Source organism: Asticcacaulis sp. AC466 (assembly GCF_000495815.1).
GTDB lineage: Bacteria > Pseudomonadota > Alphaproteobacteria > Caulobacterales > Caulobacteraceae > Asticcacaulis.
The window spans coordinates 30,836-44,942 of record NZ_AWGE01000023.1 but is presented as its reverse complement, the minus strand read 5'-3'; the positions used below and the strand labels follow the sequence as shown (position 1 = coordinate 44,942).

General features: G+C 59.6%; 17 protein-coding genes and 1 tRNA gene. 13 read left to right on the top strand and 5 right to left on the bottom strand.

Annotated elements, in window-relative coordinates; genetic code table 11:
* Nucleotides 1-36 precede the first annotated feature (36 nt).
* Together rpsA and cmk are read right to left on the bottom strand one after the other, a co-directional pair.
* The gene (gene rpsA / locus AEAC466_RS41550) at nt 37-1,725 is read right to left on the bottom strand and encodes a 30S ribosomal protein S1 (protein ID WP_023459909.1); all 1,689 of its coding nucleotides are present in this window, start codon (nt 1,723-1,725) and stop codon (nt 37-39) included.
* A 236-nt stretch (nt 1,726-1,961) separates the two neighbouring features.
* Complete coding sequence (gene cmk / locus AEAC466_RS41545) at nt 1,962-2,576, bottom strand: (d)CMP kinase (protein ID WP_023459908.1); 615 nt, start codon at nt 2,574-2,576, stop codon at nt 1,962-1,964.
* 118 nt (nt 2,577-2,694) lie between these two features.
* Here cmk and AEAC466_RS41540 point away from each other — a divergent pair, with 118 nt between their 5' ends.
* Nucleotides 2,695-3,300 carry a hypothetical protein gene (locus AEAC466_RS41540; protein WP_023459907.1) on the top strand — a complete coding sequence of 202 codons (606 nt, stop codon included), beginning with the start codon at nt 2,695-2,697 and terminating at the stop codon, nt 3,298-3,300.
* A gap of 4 nt (nt 3,301-3,304) precedes the next feature.
* On the opposite strand, the gene AEAC466_RS41535 is transcribed toward AEAC466_RS41540, so the two are convergent.
* On the bottom strand, nt 3,305-4,582 hold the full coding sequence (locus AEAC466_RS41535) for a 3-phosphoshikimate 1-carboxyvinyltransferase (RefSeq protein WP_235074353.1): 1,278 nt from the start codon (nt 4,580-4,582) through the stop codon (nt 3,305-3,307).
* 127 nt (nt 4,583-4,709) lie between these two features.
* Between AEAC466_RS41535 and AEAC466_RS41530 the strand changes: the two genes are divergently transcribed.
* The 6 genes from AEAC466_RS41530 (at nt 4,710) to AEAC466_RS44280 (ending at nt 8,410) form a co-directional block, all read left to right on the top strand.
* Nucleotides 4,710-5,204: a TIGR02300 family protein gene (locus AEAC466_RS41530; RefSeq protein ID WP_023459905.1), complete on the top strand. Its 495-nt coding sequence runs from the start codon at nt 4,710-4,712 to the stop codon at nt 5,202-5,204.
* 107 nt (nt 5,205-5,311) lie between these two features.
* Nucleotides 5,312-5,662, top strand: a complete 351-nt coding sequence (locus tag AEAC466_RS41525) for an ArsR/SmtB family transcription factor (RefSeq protein ID WP_031239498.1) — start codon at nt 5,312-5,314, stop codon at nt 5,660-5,662.
* Nucleotides 5,655-5,798, top strand: a complete 144-nt coding sequence (locus tag AEAC466_RS44285) for a hypothetical protein (protein ID WP_235074352.1) — start codon at nt 5,655-5,657, stop codon at nt 5,796-5,798. Before AEAC466_RS41525 ends, AEAC466_RS44285 begins: the two co-directional genes overlap by 8 nt.
* A 4-nt stretch (nt 5,799-5,802) precedes the next feature.
* Complete coding sequence (locus tag AEAC466_RS41520) at nt 5,803-6,933, top strand: helix-turn-helix domain-containing protein (RefSeq protein WP_023459903.1); 1,131 nt, start codon at nt 5,803-5,805, stop codon at nt 6,931-6,933.
* A gap of 47 nt (nt 6,934-6,980) precedes the next feature.
* Nucleotides 6,981-7,694 (top strand): CPBP family intramembrane glutamic endopeptidase, BDIM_20840 family, encoded by a 714-nt coding sequence (locus tag AEAC466_RS41515; protein WP_023459902.1) that lies wholly within the window; start codon nt 6,981-6,983, stop codon nt 7,692-7,694.
* A 344-nt stretch (nt 7,695-8,038) separates the two neighbouring features.
* Nucleotides 8,039-8,410, top strand: coding sequence for an SRPBCC domain-containing protein (locus AEAC466_RS44280; protein WP_081714739.1), 372 nt, complete (start codon nt 8,039-8,041; stop codon nt 8,408-8,410).
* Nucleotides 8,411-8,472: 62 nt separating this feature from the next.
* Here AEAC466_RS44280 and AEAC466_RS41510 read toward each other — a convergent pair.
* Nucleotides 8,473-8,548 (bottom strand) — tRNA-Ala (locus tag AEAC466_RS41510).
* A 510-nt stretch (nt 8,549-9,058) separates the two neighbouring features.
* Here AEAC466_RS41510 and AEAC466_RS41505 point away from each other — a divergent pair.
* The 3 genes from AEAC466_RS41505 to AEAC466_RS44660 all read left to right on the top strand — a co-directional run bounded on the left by AEAC466_RS41505 (nt 9,059) and on the right by AEAC466_RS44660 (nt 10,888).
* Entirely contained in the window at nt 9,059-9,406 is a 348-nt protein-coding gene (locus AEAC466_RS41505) for a hypothetical protein (RefSeq protein WP_031239490.1), read from the top strand.
* Between the two features lie 57 nt (nt 9,407-9,463).
* Nucleotides 9,464-10,618: an AAA family ATPase gene (locus tag AEAC466_RS41500; RefSeq protein WP_023459898.1), complete on the top strand. Its 1,155-nt coding sequence runs from the start codon at nt 9,464-9,466 to the stop codon at nt 10,616-10,618.
* A 126-nt stretch (nt 10,619-10,744) separates the two neighbouring features.
* Nucleotides 10,745-10,888 (top strand): hypothetical protein, encoded by a 144-nt coding sequence (locus tag AEAC466_RS44660; protein ID WP_023459897.1) that lies wholly within the window; start codon nt 10,745-10,747, stop codon nt 10,886-10,888.
* Between the two features lies 1 nt (nt 10,889).
* On the opposite strand, the gene AEAC466_RS41495 is transcribed toward AEAC466_RS44660, so the two are convergent.
* Nucleotides 10,890-11,918 (bottom strand): aldo/keto reductase, encoded by a 1,029-nt coding sequence (locus AEAC466_RS41495; protein ID WP_023459896.1) that lies wholly within the window; start codon nt 11,916-11,918, stop codon nt 10,890-10,892.
* A gap of 127 nt (nt 11,919-12,045) precedes the next feature.
* Between AEAC466_RS41495 and AEAC466_RS41490 the strand changes: the two genes are divergently transcribed.
* The 3 genes from AEAC466_RS41490 to AEAC466_RS41480 all read left to right on the top strand — a co-directional run bounded on the left by AEAC466_RS41490 (nt 12,046) and on the right by AEAC466_RS41480 (nt 14,086).
* Entirely contained in the window at nt 12,046-12,702 is a 657-nt protein-coding gene (locus AEAC466_RS41490; protein WP_023459895.1) for an HD domain-containing protein, read from the top strand.
* 15 nt (nt 12,703-12,717) lie between these two features.
* Nucleotides 12,718-13,380: a dienelactone hydrolase family protein gene (locus AEAC466_RS41485; protein ID WP_023459894.1), complete on the top strand. Its 663-nt coding sequence runs from the start codon at nt 12,718-12,720 to the stop codon at nt 13,378-13,380.
* Nucleotides 13,381-13,465: 85 nt separating this feature from the next.
* Nucleotides 13,466-14,086, top strand: a complete 621-nt coding sequence (locus AEAC466_RS41480) for a ribonuclease D (protein WP_023459893.1) — start codon at nt 13,466-13,468, stop codon at nt 14,084-14,086.
* Nucleotides 14,087-14,107 lie beyond the last annotated feature (21 nt).

The following is a 14,107-nucleotide window of genomic DNA, read 5'->3' as shown; positions in this document are numbered from 1 at the left end:
CTTGATTACCTGCTCGGGCTAGGCCCGAGTAGTGGATTACGAGCCTTGCTTATCGCGCAGGGCGGCGCCGAGGATATCACCGAGCGAAGCGCCCGAATCCTGCGAACCGTACTGTTCGATGGCTTGCTTTTCGTCGGCCATTTCCAGGGCCTTGATCGAGACGGAGACCTTGCGGGCTGCCTTATCGATGTTAGTGACCTGGGCGTCGATGCGGTCGCCGACGGCGAAACGCTCAACGCGTTGTTCGTTGCGGTCGCGCGACAGGTCGGACTTGCGCACGAAAGCCGTCATCGGGGCGTCGTCTTCACCGAACTTGACTTCGATGCCACCGGAGGTGACTTCGGTGACGGTCACGGTGATCGTCTGACCCTTCTTGTAGGTGTCGCCGGTCATCGGATCGTTGCCGAGTTGCTTGATACCCAGCGAGATACGTTCCTTTTCGACGTCGACGTCCAGAACCTTGGTCTTGACGACATCGCCCTTCTTGTACTTGGCGATGGCTTCTTCGCCCGGAAGGTTCCAGTCGAGGTCGGACAGGTGAACCATGCCGTCGATGTCGTTTTCGAAGCCGATGAACAGACCGAATTCGGTCGCGTTCTTGACTTCGCCTTCGATGGTCGAACCGACCGGATGCTCACGCAGGAACTGATCCCACGGATTTTCCTGGGCTTGCTTCAGGCCGAGCGAGACGCGGCGCTTGGAGGCGTCGACTTCCAGCACGACAACTTCGACTTCTTGCGAGGTCGAAACGATCTTGCCCGGATGGACGTTCTTCTTGGTCCACGACATTTCCGAAACGTGCACCAGGCCTTCGACGCCCGATTCCAGCTCCACGAAGGCGCCGTAGTCAGTGATGTTGGTGATGCGACCGGAGAACTTGCCGCCGACCGGATACTTCTGGTCGACACCGTCCCACGGATCGGATTGCAGTTGCTTCATGCCGAGGCTGATGCGTTGCGTGTCCGGATTGATCTTGATGATCTGGACGCGGACGGCGTCGCCGACGTTGAGAACTTGCGACGGATGCGATACACGCTTCCACGACATGTCGGTAACGTGCAGCAGGCCATCGATGCCGCCGAGGTCAACGAACGCACCATAATCGGTGATGTTCTTGACGACGCCGTCACGGATTTCGCCTTCGGCCAACTGGCCAACCAGCTCGGTACGTTGTTCGGCGCGGGCTTCTTCCAGGATGGCGCGGCGCGAAACGACGATGTTGCCGCGCGGGCGGTCCATCTTCAGAATGGCGAACGGCTGTTCCTTGTTCATCAGCGGAGCGACGTCGCGGACCGGACGGATATCGACCTGGCTGCCCGGCAGGAAGCCCGAAGCGCCGTCCATATCGACGGTGAAGCCACCCTTGACGCGGCCGACGATGGTGCCCATGACAGGCTCGCCCTTGTTGAAGATAACTTCCAGGCGGGTCCAGGCTTCTTCGCGACGGGCCTTCTCGCGGCTGATGACCGCTTCGCCCATGGCGTTTTCAACACGTTCCAGATAGACTTCGACTGTGTCGCCAACCTTCAGGTTGCCGCCTTCGGCGCCAAATTCCTTCAGGGAGATACGGCCTTCGGTCTTCAGACCGACGTCGACCATGACGTATTCTTTTTCGACGCCGACGACGAGGCCGTGAATGACCTGGCCTTCCAGCATGTCGCGACCGTGCATCGATTCATCAAGCAGGGCGGCGAAATCGTCGCGCGACGGATTGTAATCGCTCATTTAGACTCTTTGTTTGTGGGCGCGTGTCCCGGTCTTCCGGATCCCGAAAACGACATGAGGCCGTAACGCTGACGGGGAAAGGGCGCGGGGGTGCGGCTTTGGATTGACTGATATTATGAGGTTTGGGAGGCAGCCTGGCGGCGGGCCCCAAGACATGAACCGCAGGCCTTTCGGCCCCGTGGCGTCCCTAAATGTATCCTCAAACGGCCTCTGGTGGATTTAACACGGCGGGCGTGTCACAGACGGCTTTTCACAAGGGATCGCGCAGTCGCGATGGCCGTGTCTATACCTAAGTCGGAGGTATCTAGCAAGAGCGCATCTTTCGCCATTTCCAGCGGCGCATCGGACCGGCCGGAATCGCGGGCATCACGGATGCGGATATCCGACAGAACCTCTTCCAGAGTCAGGGCCGGATTGATCTGGACAAGCTGTTTCCAGCGACGCTCTGCGCGCACCTCCGGCCGGGCGGTGACGAACAGTTTCACCCGTGCGTTCGGCGCGATCACCGTGCCGATATCGCGGCCGTCGAGCACGGCGCCAGCGGATTGATTGGCGAAATCCTGCTGATACTTGAACAGGGCGGCGCGCACCTCAGGAAGGGCGGCGACCTGCGAGGCGCGCTCACCGGCTTCGCGGCCGCGCAGCGCCTCATCGGCCAGAACCTGCGCATCTATCAAGGTGGCGGCGATGGCGGGGTCGATATCGCGCGCATGGGCGAGATGACCGGCGGCGCGGTACAGCAGGCCGGTATCGAGAAAAGGCAGGCCGTAATCGGCGGCGAGCAGCGAGGCGAGCGTGCCCTTGCCAGAGGCAGCGGGGCCGTCGACGGCGATCAGAATAGGAGTCGTCATAGTGTTAATAATGGTTAATATGCCACGGCTATAAGCAAATACGCTGCCGGTTCGGCGAGGTTGTTTGAAAAGCGCTGTAAGTTGCGTAATGTCAAGTCAGGGACCACTAGGGGCGGGCATGAATTTCTGGACGTGGATCACAGGGCTGTTCGCCGGCGACTTGCCTGCCCGCAAGTCGGCGGAAGCCAACCGGGCTGCCTTATTGAAAGCCATAGCCGCCGCCAATGGCGAGCTAAACGGCTTTTATCTTCAGCTTGAAGCCGTTGTGGATGCTTTTGCGCATGAACACATCTTCTTCGGGGACCGCTATTTCCGTCTGCGCTTCGCCATGAAGGCGGTCGTGCCGCCGGCCGATTTCAAACTGATGTGCCAAAAGTTGAAGGCGGATGCCGGGTTGTATACGCCCCGCGCGAAGGCTTTGGAACTGGGTCTGGCCGCCGACGGTTTTTATGATTTTCTGCGCCATCACAACCACGATGTGATCATCAACTTTCTGATGTATGACAACAGCGTGCGCAAGCTGCTCAACACCATAGAAGAAGTCCATCTGCGCCAGTTGGCCACCCTGGCGGCCGGCGCCGGCCAGCCGGGCGGATCGCCGCTCGGGATCAATGCCCTTATCGAAGCTTTCGACTCCGAGGTCCGGCGCTATGTCGCGGCGAAGGCGGGCTTCGCCGAATTACAAGCAGGTCTGGCGGGTCTGAAACTGGACAGGCCCATTTAATCGGCTATTCGAAATCCATCTCGACGCCGACGCTTTGCAGGTCGCGCCAGTAGCCCGGATAGGTCTTGGCCGTACAACCAGGGTCGAGAATGCGCAGGCCGTGGATTACGAGGGCGGCCTGGGAAAACGCCATGGCGATGCGGTGGTCGTGATAGGTTTCGATGTCGGCGGCGATCGTGCGGCCGATAAGCGTCCGGTCGGGCGTGACCAGCAGATCGTCACCGATTTCCTGCGCCAGGCCCGCCTGGATACGGTTGAGCTCCGTTGCGACGGCGTTGATGCGGTCGCATTCCTTCACGCGCAGATTGGCAATGCCTACGAAACGGACGGGGTGCATGTTGAATGCGGCCAAGACGGCTATGGTCGGAATCGCGTCCTGCATCTGGCTGCCATCGACGACGGCCGGAAGGTGCGGAAACTGCGCGATCACGTCATAGGCCTTGGCATCGGGCTGCATCATGTCCCGCGGCGCGATGCCGATGTCGATATCTGTGTTCAGGAGCGCATTTATGCCCCAGACGTAGGTCGCGGCGCTGGCGTCGGGTTCCACCCGGTACTCGCGCGCCCGATAGGGACGGCTATCAATGTCCCAGCTCAGCGGGCCGGTCTGGGTGATTTCCGCACCGAAGGCGCGCATGCAGGCGATTGTAATGTCGATATAGCCGCGTGCGCCGATATCGCCGTCCTTCACGCGAAGGCTGAACGGCCCCGTGCCCTTGGTGCCCGCCATCATGAGGGCCGAAACATACTGGCTGGACAGGCTGGCATCGACATCGATGGAGCGGGTGGCGAAGCCGCCATCGCTTGTCACCGTGACGGGTGGGCAGCCGGTTGGGGCGCTGGCTGTGACGCCGGTGGCATTAAGGGCTTCGACCAGCGGCGCGATCGGGCGCTTTTGCATATGCGCGTCGCCGGTCAGGACCGTCGTGCCGGCGATATTGGCGGCGGCGGCGGTCAGAAAGCGCACGGCGGTTCCGGCATTGCCGAGGAACAATGGCGTTTGCGATGGCGCCAATGTGCCGCTGCTTTCGACCACAAAATCCGTATCGCCCGTTTCGGTGATCGTGACACCCAGCTGCGTCAGCGCCCGCGCCATATAGGTCGTATCATCGCTTTTGAGCGCGCCGCTGATGTGGCTTTTGCCCTTCGCCAGGGCCGCGATCAGCAGGATGCGGTTGGTGATGGACTTTGATCCGGGCAGGGCAATATGTCCGGATAGGGTAGCGCGGGGAGGCACAAGTCTTATAGCCGTCATCGGGCTGGTCACGGGCGGGCTGGGCACGGGAAAGTCTCGGTTTAAACGAAAAAATGAACATTACGCCCAAAAGGGGCTTTGACAGGAGGCTTATCTAGTGGCAAGGGGGCCGACGCAATCGAATTTTTCTAAAGACTGAAAAGAAGGACGTCTCGTGGCTGATCCTGCCTTAGGTACCAAACAAGTTTGCCCGAACTGCACGGCAAAGTTCTACGACCTGAACAAACATCCTGCGCATTGCCCGCGCTGCGACTTCGAGTTTGATCAGGAAGAAGTCGTCCGTACACGCCGTTCGCGTGTCCGGACCACCGCCCCCGACTACGAGGATGCGGACGAAGAAGCCGAAGATCAGGTCAAGGGCAAGACCGCCAGCGAAGACGAAGACGAAGAAGAGCCGGAAGTCACCGCGCCCGAAATCGATGAAGTCGTCGCCGATGACACTCTGCTGGTCGATGAAGACGAAGACCTCGACCCGGCCGATCCGGCGCGTGTTGGCGCCGGCGCCGATGCGGTCGATATGGACATCGAAGACGCCGATCTGGTCGATGACGATGCCGATGACGTGCCCTTCCTCGAAGACGACGAAGACGCCGATTTCGATGAAGAAATCGACGGCTTGCCCGACGACCAGGATCGCGACGACATCTAAGTCCTGTCCAAGGGACGCAAAACAGATCCAAGATAAAGCTGCCGGAGCGATCCGGCAGCTTTTTTCGTATTGTCTGCCGCTGAAATATGCGCTACATGCTGAACCAAATGGTTCAGTATTTACACCCCCGCCTGGATGTCTCGTTCGCCGCGCTCTCTGATCCCACTCGACGCGGGGTTCTGGAGCAGCTCGGGCGTGCGGATGCATCCATCACCGACCTGGCCGACAGGTTTCACATGACGCTCACCGGCATGAAGAAACATGTCGGCGTCCTTGAGCAGGCGGGTTTCGTTATCACCGAGAAGATTGGGCGCGTGCGAACCTGCAAGTTGGGCCTGCGCCGACTGGAGGAAGAAGCCGCCTGGATCGAGCGTTACCGCACGGTCTGGGAGGCGCGCTTCGACGCGTTGGATGAGATTGTCGAGGAATTGAAAAGCCAGGAGAAGATCGATGGATGAAGCAAAGGGTGATGAGGTCGCGTCCGTCCGAAATAGTACCGAGATAGAGCGGACGTCTGAACGTGAGCTTGTTGTGACGCGAACCGTCAACGGTCCCGCTCGTATCGTGTTCCAGGCTTGGGGATGGACAGAGTGACGGTATGAACATAGGCCAACTTGACGTAGCGATACGGGCTGGTGCTGCCGTCACGATCCTCCTGCTGGCGGTCCTCCTGTTCGGCCAACGTCGGCAGGTTGGCTTGCCCGCTATTCTGTTCGCACCCCTGGCGCTGTGTCTCGCCGGGTTTGTAATCGGCAACACACCGATATCGTCGACGGTCCCGACAGGACTCGTCGGCGCCGTAGCCCATACCGTAAGCGGCTTCGCCGTTGTTTTTATATGGTGGTTCTGCCTGTCTTGCTTCGATAGCCGGTTCAGGTTGAAAGGTGGTGTGCTGGGCGTCGGATTGGTTTGGGCAGCTATTGCCGCACTGGATCGAGGGGTGCTCGGAGAAGCGTACGCGGACAAAGGGCTCTCGTTCCTGCTCGTACCGCTGGGCTTCGCGATCGTCGGCCACCTGCTCTGGCGCCTTCTAGCCGAACGCCAAGGCGACCTGATCCAGCAACGCCATGACGCCCGGATCATGGTCGCGGTCCTGCTCGGCGGGATGCTCTTCGTCGACCTCGCGGCTGACGCACTGCTCGGCTTTGCATGGCGTCCGCTCGCTTTTGCCATGACCCAGAACGCGATGCTTCTCGCATTCGATCTGTGGCTGGCGAGCAGGCTGCTGACCGTCCGTGCCGACCTACTCCGCTTCGGCGTAGAGGGCGGGGAATCGCTACCGGTCGAAATAGCTTCGCAGGCGCGTCTTCGGCATGACGACGAGCTGCATCGCCGGCTGTCCGTCTTGATGGAGATTGAGCGGGTGTTCCTCAGTCCCGAACTGACCTTCGCTGTGTTCGTTGAGCGCATGAAGGCGCCGGAACGCGCCGTGCGGATGCTCATCAATCACGAGCTCGGATACGATCATTTCCGCACCTTTCTGAACCACTACCGGGTCGCAGAGGCGCGTCGGTTGCTCGGCCAGCGCGATGGCGATGACAAACTCATCGCCATCGCGCTGGACAGCGGTTTCGCCTCACTCCCCAGCTTCAACAGGGCATTTCGCGCTATCGAGGGCTGCTCGCCCACAGACTACCGGACGGCTCTCCGGCAAGGCGAATTAGGTGACATAATTGGTAAAAGCCGGGTTTTGATAAGCGAAATGCCGTCTTCTGATAAGACCAATTAGCCTTCCGAAGGTATCACCCCTCCGTAGAATAATATGAAGGTGAGCGCATGAACGGACTGATTGGCCTGGGGGGAACGCTGGCGGTCCTCCTCTTTTTGGGAACGGCGGTGGGATGCACGGATCGCCATCATTTCTCCCCCCGCTGGCTACTGGTCGCGGCGCTGCTGGTGGCTGTTAACGATGCCCTTCTCACCCGCGTCTACGGATCGCTTCCCGACCTGATCGGCGGAGCGTGGAACTGGCAAGGCAAGCTCCTAGCGCTGGCCATTACACTCGCGATCGCTTTATCGCCGGCGTTCGGCTTTCGCCGCGTGGGCCTCACAATCGCGCAGGAGCCGGGCAGCCTGAAGGCCGCATTGCCGGTCGCTGCGATCTACTGTGCCTTCTTCGTCGTCATCGCCGTGGCCTTTCCGGGAGGCAGATCCAACGGTGAGGAGGTCGCCTTTCAGTTGACAATGCCGGGCTTGGAGGAGGAACCCTTCTACCGGGGCATCCTGCTGTTTGCGCTCGATAAGGCGTTCACCGGCAGGAAGAGGCTACTAGGTGTCGATTGGGGGTGGGGTGCAGTGCTGTCATGCTTCTTGTTCGGGATGGCGCACGCCTTCGGCTTCTCGCACGGTAGCTTTTCGTTCGATCCTATCACTATGGCGCTAACGGCAATCCCTTCATTCATTGCCGTCTGGCTGCGCCTGCGCACGGGAAGTCTGCTTCTACCGATCCTGCTCCACAACTTCGGCAACTCGTTCTCATTGCTTGCTTAGCAGCGGCTTCCCGATTGGGAACGATGATCGGTACAGGAAACTCCGTGATTCGAACGGACGGAGCGGACAAACCCGCTCTTTCCAAAAATGGCCCAATATCCCTGACGACGGACAATCGCTATGTCGGTCCAGACGGTGCGCCGAGAAAGCATTTTCTAAAAGCGTTGGAGTTCTGAAACGGTGGACATTTCCGAAGACGAATTGGAGTCTATTCAGGAGGAGTTTGACACATATTCCCTGCTCAATGCCGTCGATCAAATCGGTAAAATCTGTGGACACCCAAACCCATCTGAGCTGCGCGAGAACATCCGTAAACTTCATAGCCTGGGCGATGGAGGTCATAAATGGAGGATTTGTCGGCAGCGCGTCTGAGATATTCGACCTTGCCCGCGAGATTGACGATCAGCTCGTCGACGTCAGTGAGGCACTGGAAATTCTCCAGAACGCAATCTCTAAGTTGCCGGGATTTACCCAGATGCCCGGAGGTCACGCCGCCCACCCGAATTGTCTGGACGAACGAGGAAGGTGATGACGATGGCGCCGTCACGACGGTGACGTTCGAAGAAAAAGACGGCCAGACGCTGCTGGTCTTACGCGATCTCTTTCCGTCTAAGGCAGCGCTCGATGAGGCCAGCGCCTCCGGCAGCACCAGCGGATTTGCCGCGCAGTTCGAGCAACCGGACGAACTTCTCTTTGCTATGGATATAGGCACCTGACGAGTGACGTCATTCATGATCCGGCCATTAAAAAACCCCACCACAGGGGCGGGGTTTTTTAATGGTGGAGCTTAGCGGAGTCGAACCGCTGACCTCTTGCATGCCATGCAAGCGCTCTACCAGCTGAGCTAAAGCCCCATCCTTTAACGATGGCCGAGGACGTTGCCGTCTCCGAGGCGGCGACTTCTAGCCAAGCCGTAACGGAGACGCAAGCTCTTTTTTCAACTTTTTTTTACCTCGACAATGTTCTTCTTTTGTTCCATTGCGCCTAACATGGACATGCTGTTCGACCTAGGCCTGGAAAACGATGTAACTGAAATGCTGCGACGCTTAACTTCAGCACCCTGCACCGTCCCGCCCTGGTTATCGATACGCATATTCAGCGTGTGTTCCAGCGGACGGGACTTGTGGCCGCAAAGGCCAGCATAGACGCCGCGTATGATCGCATCATGCCCGACCTAGCGCAGTGGACAGCAGCAGACCTGTCGCAACTGCATGTTTTGGTCAAGCGTCTGGGCCAGGTCCATTGCCATGCGCCAGCACCCGATTGCCGCGGCTGTCCCCTGGCGGAGGTCTGCAAGTCCTACAGGTCACGGTATGGCTCGAATCGCGGCTCGCCTTCTCGGCAAACCAGGTTATAATCTCGCCATGTCGACTATAACCCTGTGGCGGCCGGTGGGCCCAAAAGAGCTGGCTCTGATCGAATCGTCCGGTATGACGGCATTTCCACCCCGATTGCCGGAACAGCCGATTTTTTACCCCGTGACGACTCGCGCCTATGCCATCAAGATTGCGCGGGACTGGAATGTCCCCGAAAGCGGGGCTGGATTCGTTACACAATTTGAGGTCGATGCCACTTATTTGGCGCGATATGCGGTTGAAACCGCCGGTGGGCGGGAACATCAGGAATACTGGATACCTGCGGAAGACATGGACGCCTTCAACGCAGCCATTGTTGGCCTAATACAAATCGTGGATAGCTTCACCGCGCCTTGACGCCAATCGGATGGGTGCGTCATTGACGGTGTTCGTCACTCTTCATACTCTTGCGCCATGATCACCACCCTGGCCATTTCCGGTTACCGTTCCTTGCGCGACGTGCGCCTGGAACTCGATATGCTCAATGTCGTTACTGGCGCCAATGGATCTGGGAAGTCGAGCCTTTATCGGGCATTGCGCCTGCTGGCTGAGATCGCCCACGGGGGCATAATCCGAGCCATTGCTTCGGAAGGCGGCCTGGACTCGACCTTGTGGGCAGGTCCCGAACGATTTTCGCGCACTATGAAATCGGGCGAACACGCAATTCAGGGCACAGTCCGCAAGCAGCCCGTGGCTTTGAGGTTGGGTTTTGTCTCCGAAGACTATGGCTACGGCATTGATCTGGGATTGCCGCCGCCCTTGACATCGGTGTTCCCGCACGATCCGCAAATCAAGGCCGAAAGCCTGTGGATCGGTCAGGTTCTCAATCGCCGCAATGAAATTGCCAGGCGAAAAGGGCCGCTTATCCAGGTGCGTGACAAGGCAAACCTGTGGCAGGAGGTTTTGACCAACCTGTCTCCCTTCGACAGCATGATGACGCACGGCAGTGACCCGCGTGAGGGCGCCGAATTGCTTCTGGTACGCGAAAGCATGCGAAACTGGCGCTTTTACGATCATTTCCGAACGGACCGTGATGCGCCCCTGCGCAAGCCGCAAATCGGCACCCACTCGCCGGTCCTGTCGAGCGATGGCCATGATCTGGCGGCGGCGATCGAGACAATTCGCGCCGTCGGGGCGGCGGAGGATCTGGATGCGGCCGTGGATGACGCCTTTCCCGGGGCAGCCATTCACGTTGAATTTTCGGGCGCCTATGTCGAATTGCTCATGCAGCAAAAGGGCCTGCTGCGGCCATTACAGACGACGGAATTGTCAGATGGCACCTTGCGGTATCTGCTGCTGATCGCGGCACTTTTGTCACCGCGCCCGCCGTCTCTTATGGTGCTGAACGAACCGGAAATGAGCCTGCATCCGGATTTGCTGGCGCCCTTGGGGCGTCTGATCGCCGCCGCTTCCCGGCGTTCGCAGGTGATTGTCGTGTCGCATGCGCCAGAACTGGTGACCGCCCTGGAAGCAGCCGCCCCGGTCCGGCGCATCTTGCTGGAAAAGGAATTGGGCGAAACCCTCATCCGAGATCAGGACAAACCGGACTGGGAATGGCCGGACAGATAAGAGCCCACTCGGTTTGGTTAAGCCCTGATTCAGATCTTCCTCATCGAATCTTGATATTTATCGCGTATAGTCGACTCATGTTCATATGATGAGGCCGGCGCAGACCGGTTGGTAGGGTTCGAAACGATGCAAAAGATCGACGCTGTAAACTGGATTTCCGCCGCCCGCGCCTGCGCCCCCGCGCAATGCGCCGCCGCCTTTGTCTCCGCGATGGCGGCGCCGCGCAACCGTTCCAATACGGAAGCGCAGCGCCAGCCGGGCGCTCGCTAATCTACCATTTGACGGGTTTCGGATTGCGTTCGTCGAAATCCATCTGATGCCAGTAGGGATAGGCCGGATGCCGGTGTGACGCCGCATCCAGCGTAGCGACCTGTTCCGATGTCAATGACCACCCGATGGCACCCAGATTGGCCGTCAGCTGGTCTTCGTTGCGCGCGCCGATAACGATATTGGCCACGCCGGGCCGACCCGCCAGCCAGTTCAGCGCCACCTGCGGCACCGTTTTGCCGGTTTCGGCCGCCACCGCCTCAAGCGCGTCAATAACCCCATACAGATAGTCATCCTCGACCTGCGGGCCACCGCCTGCCCCGCCCTGGGCGATACGGCCCTCGCCCAGATGTCCGCGCTTGATTTTTCCAGTCAGGCGGCCCCAGCCCAGCGGCGACCACACCATGGTGCCGACACCCTGGTCGAGGCCTAGCGGCATCAATTCCCATTCGTAATCGCGACCGATCAGCGAGTAATAGCCCTGGTAGGCCACGAATCGCGCCAGTCCGTATTTTTCCGACGTCGCCAGATCCTTCATCAGGTGCCAGCCGGAATAGTTGGACGCGCCGATATAGCGGACCTTGCCCGACTGAACGAGGTGATCGAGCGCGGAGAGCTTTTCTTCCGGCGGCGTCAGTGCGTCGTAGCCATGCATGAAATAGACATCGATATGGTCGGTGCCGAGGCGTTTCAGGCTGGCTTCGGCCGCCTTGATGATGTGATAGCGCGATGACCCCTTGTCGTTCGGGCCAGAGCCCATGGTGAAGGTCGCCTTGGTCGATATCAGCACCTCATCGCGCCGCCCTTTTATCGCTGCGCCCAGGATCTCTTCCGACGCACCGCCGGAATAGACATCGGCCGTGTCGAAAAAGTTGACGCCGTGCGCCAGGCACAGGTCGACCAGGCGGCTCGCCTCGGCAACATCGACATTGCCCCACTTGCTGAACATGTTGCCCTTGCCGCCGAACGTGCCGGTGCCAAAGCTTAAAACGGGGACTTTCAGGCCGGACCGGCCAAGCTGACGGTATTCCATGGGGAGGCTCCTCTCAAAAAGCCCCCTTCATCTGGGGGTGTCGGTCGGCCATTTCAAACCGCGGCGGCAAAAAAGACGGCGTTAAATTCAGTCGTCGTTTCGCAATGCCGCGTGATATGGAAGATAGATGACCCTGCAAGACCGTTGGCATGATCTGGCCCGCGCGCTCGGCGTGAGCGAGGCGAAAGCGGCTGCCGTTTGGCAGCGCTTGTCAGGCGCGTACAGCGAACCGCATCGCCATTACCACACCCTCACACACATCGACGCCGTGATCCGCGATCTGGATCGTCTGAAGCCTGGATTCGTCGCGCCGGACGAAGCGGCTCTGGCTCTGTTTTTTCATGATGTCGTCTATGATCCCGCCCGTTCCGACAACGAAGATCGCAGTGCCGAATATCTCCGTGATACCTTGCCGGAAGTGGACACCATCCACGCCCAGTCGATGATCCGTGCCACCCGGCATCACCGACATGATGCTGACGCGGATACGAATCTCCTGCTCGACATCGACATGGCCATCCTGGCGGCGGACTGGCCGGACTATCTGGCCTATGCGCGCGGGGTATATCGCGAATACCTGCCGGTCTACGGTCATGACGCCTACGCCGCCGGTCGGGTGGCCCTGTTCCTGGAACCCACCTTGGCTCGGACACATCTGTTCCTGACCGACGCATTTGCCGCTGGTGAAAATGCTGCGCGCGAGAATTTGAACAGGGAAATCGCCCTGTGGCGCGATGGCGGGTTTGCGGCGCATTCGAACGGGGCTATAACACCGGCTCCCTGACATATGGAGAGACATATGGGCCGCATGATCACCCTCACTCGCCCGGATGGCGGTTCGTTCGACGGCTATCTGGCGGAGGCCGGCAAGGACAAGCCGTGCGTCATCGTCATCCAGGAGTGGTGGGGTCTCAATGACCATATAAAGTCGATCGCCGACCGGTTTGAATTCGAAGGCTTCAACGCGCTTGCACCCGACCTGTACCACGGGCGCATTACCCAGGACGCCGACGAGGCCAGCCATATGATGAACGGTCTCGATTTTCCGGGAGCGGTGCATCAGGATATCGCCGCCGCGCGCGACTATCTGGCGGCCATCAACCCCGCCGTCGCCGTCATGGGCTTCTGCATGGGCGGCGCCCTGACCATCGGCGCGGCGGTTCGCCTTGCCGGTTTCAAGGCGGCGATCTGCTTTTATGGCGTGCCGCCGAAAGCATTTGCCGATCCAGCCGATATCAAGATTCCGTTCCAGGGACATTACGGCACCCGCGACGACTGGGTCACACCGGAGGTGGTCGCAGGCCTGCAGGCCGATATGGAAAAAGCCGGAAATTCGCCGGAAATTTATAGCTACGACGCCGATCATGCCTTCTTCAATAAGACCCGTCCGGAGGTCTACGACGCGGACGCCGCCGAACAGGCCTGGATGCGCATGATGGCGTTTTTGCGCGCCAACCTCTAGCTTAGATTGACCTTTTCGGCGTTTGGGATTAGGCCAGTGCCAACGGGGACACCTGCGGTATTGGCCCAGCGAAAAGGCGTTTGTTTTGACTGTATTCTATCACGAAGGCGACCTGCCGGACGGGCTTGATCTCGGACGCATCGTCGCCATCGATTCCGAAACCATGGGCCTGCGCTTCCGCCGCGACGACCTGTGTGTGGTGCAATTGTCGAGCGGTGACGGCCATGCCCATGTGGTGCGCATGGACCGTCCGGGCTATAACTGCCCGAACCTGAAGGCGCTGCTGGCCGATCCGGCGGTGCTGAAGCTGTTCCACTATGGCCGCTTCGACATCGGTATGTTCGAACTGCACCTCGGTGTGACAACGGCACCTGTCTATTGCACCAAGATCGCCTCTAAGCTGGCGCGCACCTACACCGACCGCCATGGCCTGAAGGATCTGGTCCGCGAATTGCTGGCGGTCGATCTGTCCAAGGCGCAGCAAAGCTCCGACTGGGGCGCGGCCACGCTGTCCGCCGAACAACTGGCCTATGCGGCCTCGGATGTGCTGCACCTGCACGCCCTTAGGGACAAGCTCGATACCATGTTGGCCCGCGAAGGTCGGCTCGAACTGGCCCAGGCTGCCATGGCGTTTTTACCGCACCGCGTCAAACTGGATTTGGCAGGATGGGAAGATTGCGATATCTTCGCCCATAGCTGGGCCTGAACCAGAGCCCAAACCGAAAGC

Coding starts and splice junctions, on each gene's coding strand:
- rpsA (WP_023459909.1), bottom strand. CDS start 1,725: ATGAGCGATTACAATCCGTCGCGCGACGATTTCGCCGCCCTGCTTGAT.
- cmk (WP_023459908.1), bottom strand. CDS start 2,576: ATGACGACTCCTATTCTGATCGCCGTCGACGGCCCCGCTGCCTCTGGC.
- AEAC466_RS41540 (WP_023459907.1), top strand. CDS start 2,695: ATGAATTTCTGGACGTGGATCACAGGGCTGTTCGCCGGCGACTTGCCT.
- AEAC466_RS41525 (WP_031239498.1), top strand. CDS start 5,312: ATGGTTCAGTATTTACACCCCCGCCTGGATGTCTCGTTCGCCGCGCTC.
- AEAC466_RS44285 (WP_235074352.1), top strand. CDS start 5,655: ATGGATGAAGCAAAGGGTGATGAGGTCGCGTCCGTCCGAAATAGTACC.
- AEAC466_RS41520 (WP_023459903.1), top strand. CDS start 5,803: ATGAACATAGGCCAACTTGACGTAGCGATACGGGCTGGTGCTGCCGTC.
- AEAC466_RS41515 (WP_023459902.1), top strand. CDS start 6,981: ATGAACGGACTGATTGGCCTGGGGGGAACGCTGGCGGTCCTCCTCTTT.
- AEAC466_RS44280 (WP_081714739.1), top strand. CDS start 8,039: ATGGAGGATTTGTCGGCAGCGCGTCTGAGATATTCGACCTTGCCCGCG.
- AEAC466_RS41505 (WP_031239490.1), top strand. CDS start 9,059: ATGTCGACTATAACCCTGTGGCGGCCGGTGGGCCCAAAAGAGCTGGCT.
- AEAC466_RS41500 (WP_023459898.1), top strand. CDS start 9,464: ATGATCACCACCCTGGCCATTTCCGGTTACCGTTCCTTGCGCGACGTG.
- AEAC466_RS44660 (WP_023459897.1), top strand. CDS start 10,745: ATGCAAAAGATCGACGCTGTAAACTGGATTTCCGCCGCCCGCGCCTGC.
- AEAC466_RS41495 (WP_023459896.1), bottom strand. CDS start 11,918: ATGGAATACCGTCAGCTTGGCCGGTCCGGCCTGAAAGTCCCCGTTTTA.
- AEAC466_RS41490 (WP_023459895.1), top strand. CDS start 12,046: ATGACCCTGCAAGACCGTTGGCATGATCTGGCCCGCGCGCTCGGCGTG.
- AEAC466_RS41485 (WP_023459894.1), top strand. CDS start 12,718: ATGGGCCGCATGATCACCCTCACTCGCCCGGATGGCGGTTCGTTCGAC.